The organism is Microcoleus sp. AT3-A2 (genome assembly GCF_036705685.1).
Taxonomy (GTDB): domain Bacteria; phylum Cyanobacteriota; class Cyanobacteriia; order Cyanobacteriales; family Microcoleaceae; genus Microcoleus.
The window spans coordinates 1-2,202 of sequence record NZ_JAUBVF010000146.1; the positions used below are offsets into that span (position 1 = coordinate 1).

2 protein-coding genes are annotated in these 2,202 nt (G+C 44.6%); one reads left to right on the forward strand and one right to left on the reverse strand.

Annotated elements, in window-relative coordinates; genetic code table 11:
- Positions 1–148: 148 nt before the first annotated feature.
- Complete coding sequence (locus tag QUB37_RS29550) at positions 149–658, forward strand: NERD domain-containing protein (protein ID WP_333168786.1); 510 nt, start codon at positions 149–151, stop codon at positions 656–658.
- A gap of 236 nt (positions 659–894) precedes the next feature.
- Here QUB37_RS29550 and QUB37_RS29555 read toward each other — a convergent pair whose 3' ends face one another.
- Positions 895–1,860, reverse strand: a complete 966-nt coding sequence (locus tag QUB37_RS29555; RefSeq protein WP_333168788.1) for an RluA family pseudouridine synthase — start codon at positions 1,858–1,860, stop codon at positions 895–897.
- Positions 1,861–2,202 lie beyond the last annotated feature (342 nt).

Genomic DNA, 2,202 nt, shown 5'->3' on the forward strand with positions numbered 1-2,202 from the left:
GAGTGTCTTTACTGATAATCCCAACTTTTTTGCGAAAACGCGCGAGCTTAAACAAAATGGTACACCGCATATTTGTCTACAAGTGTACCATTTTGTCTATTTATTCGCTACCTAGGGGCTAGCTCCTTTATTTTTGGTCGCAGCTCTTTTGATAGGGGCATTAATCGCCCTGCCTTTGATTGAGGAGGGGAAAACGTTTTGGAAGTCGTCTCAGAGATTTGACCAAGGGGCGTGTGGTGAAGAAAAGATTCAGCAAGTTTTGGAGTCCCTAATCCAATCTGGATGGATAGCTGAGTACAATTTAAGATTGCCGCAAGTAGGGGATATCGATGTGTGGCTGCGATCGCCTAAAGGAGTCAATTTTATCCTTGATGTGAAGTCTCACTCAACCGTAGTTCTGTTGGATGGCGATGTGCTCAAGCGTCTATCTTACGGGAAATTGAGAGATTTTGAGAAAGATTTTCTGGCACAGATTGCCAAAGAAGTCACGGCTATCAAAAAAGCTAAAAAGTTAACCAAGGTCACTGCAGTAGTTGTATTTAGCGATGCCAAGGTGAGTTTTAGCAACAAAAAGAAGATTAGGGGTGCTTACGTCATGGAACTGGGCAATCTGGTGTCAGGGTTGCAAGAACTCGATCGTACCTATAAAAGTAGATAAGATTAAGAGAAATCAGATAAACGCCTACATCGATATGTTGGACATCAACAAATTTGCACAGAACAGTACCATCCCCGACTTGCACTAGCATCTAAGTGATACTTGTGCTATAAAAAACAGTTAAGGTCAAAACCATATCCTGGAGGGAATCTTGAACAAAGCAATCAAGGTAGATAACATTCTCAACGCCTGATGGCGACTTGTCATAACAGCTTTGGCGACTGCTATACCACTTATCAAATGTGAGATCGCAGGCGCAATATTTTCAACAAGGTATTGAATTGATCTGGCAAAGGTGCGATCGCCTCTATTAATTCTCCGGTTACGGGATGCTGCAATGTCAGCCGCCATGCGTGGAGGGCTTGTCCGGTTAAATTGACGCCGATAGAACGGTTGGAACTGTACATCGGGTCGCCGACAATCGGATGTTTTATTTCGGCTGTATGGACGCGAATTTGATGGGTGCGGCCGGTTTCTAATTGATAGTGCATTAAGCAATAGTTGCCGATTCTTTCTTTGATTGTCCAGTGAGTAACTGCGGGGCGACCGCCTTTTTCTACTGGTACTACCGCCATTTTTTTGCGGTCTGTGGGATGCCGCCCGATGGGTAGGTCTATTGTGCCTGTTTCGGTGTTGGGAGCCCCGTAAACTATGCCTAAATATTCGCGGCGGGCGGTTTTAGTTTTGAGTTGGGCTTGCAGGTGTTGGTGGGCGATGTCGGTTTTGGCGATCGCGATCGCACCTGTCGTATCTTTGTCTAATCTGTGCACAATTCCCGGCCGCTGAACTCCGCCTATTTCTGCTAAGGGACAGTGGGCTAAGAGGGCGTTGACTAATGTACCGTCTGCGTGTCCAGCGGCTGGGTGGACGACTAATCCGGCTGGTTTGTTGATGATAATTAGGCTGTCGTCTTCGTAGAGGATGTCGAGGGGAATTGCTTCGGGCTGCAACTTTGTGGGCTGGGTTTCGGGTAATGTGAGGTGGATGCGATCGCCCGTTTTTACTGATATTTTTTTCGATGTGCAGGTTTCGTCGTTGACTTTGACATTACCTTGTGATATGAGGCTTTGGATTCGCGATCGGGATAAGTCCGGTATCTGGTTTGACAGCCAAATATCTAATCGCTGATTGACATTACTGCGATCGAATTCCTCTGTATTTTCTACTGTGTAAATCTGTGCCGCAGTGTCTGTTTCTATCATTTACTTTTTACTATTTTTTGCCAATTTTTGGGCTTACGAATGGGGGTTAAAAACCCGGTTTCTACGAATTTTACAACGAGTCACGGTAAATATAGGAATAAACCGGATTTTTGAGAGCATTAACTATATTAATCATAACATCTTTGAGTTAGTTCGCCAGCGCACGGGTGCATCGAAACCGTTTTTTTCACAGCAATACTTGGTTTCTGGGCCCAGATTCGGTAAAAAACCCGGTTTGTTGGGTCGGAGTGCTAAAGTCGTTTGAGTAAGTAGCTAGACAAAATTAATTACATAGTTTTCTCCAAATTCTTTCAGGATTTTTTCCACAGAGGCAACAAAAGT